The sequence below is a fragment of the Xenorhabdus budapestensis genome, from assembly GCF_002632465.1.
Taxonomy (GTDB): Bacteria; Pseudomonadota; Gammaproteobacteria; order Enterobacterales; family Enterobacteriaceae; genus Xenorhabdus; species Xenorhabdus budapestensis.
The window spans coordinates 1-675 of record NZ_NIBS01000128.1 but is presented as its reverse complement, the minus strand read 5'-3'; the positions used below and the strand labels follow the sequence as shown (position 1 = coordinate 675).

Annotated in this window: 1 protein-coding gene; it reads left to right on the top strand. The window is 49.6% G+C overall.

Annotated elements, in window-relative coordinates; all coding sequences use genetic code 11:
• On the top strand, positions 1-675 hold a 675-nt coding region (locus tag Xbud_RS19235), incomplete at both ends, for a condensation domain-containing protein (RefSeq protein WP_211283563.1).

Genomic DNA, 675 nt, shown 5'->3' with positions numbered 1-675 from the left:
GAGGTATTGGGGCTGGAACGGGTTGGCATTGAGGATAACTTCTTCCGTATTGGAGGCAACTCCCTGACAGCGGTTAAGCTGACCGCCGCCATTCGCCGGGTTCTGGCAACCGAGGTATCACTGGCACAACTGTTTGAGCTGAAAACTATCGCTGGCCTGATAACCCAAATGGCACAGCAGACCTATACGGTTATCCCCCACCTGCCACAAGAGAGCTACCCATTATCGTTTGCTCAGGAGCGGATGCTGTTTATCGAGCAGTTTGAACAAGGCTCTGATGCCTATCATATCCCTTATCTGGTTCAGCTGGATAATGATGCCTGCCTGCCACTGTTAGAAACCGCCATTAACCGGCTGGCTGAACGCCACTCAGTAATGAAGATGGTGTACCACAGCGATGATGCAGGCCAGATTTACCAGCAAATATTGCATGAAAATCTGGTTATCAAATCCCAATCCTGTGACGATGTTAATGCGCTTTTGAACACCGTTCGCGCTGAAATAGCCACCCCGTTTGATTTGACCACAGAACCTAGCCTGCGCCTGTGTCACTATCCGGTTGCTGACAGCCACTATTTATTACTGTTATGGCACCACATCGCCATTGATGGCTGGTCAATTGATATCTTTATGGATGAACTGGCGGAAATTTACCACTCCTTGCGGGAAAACCGG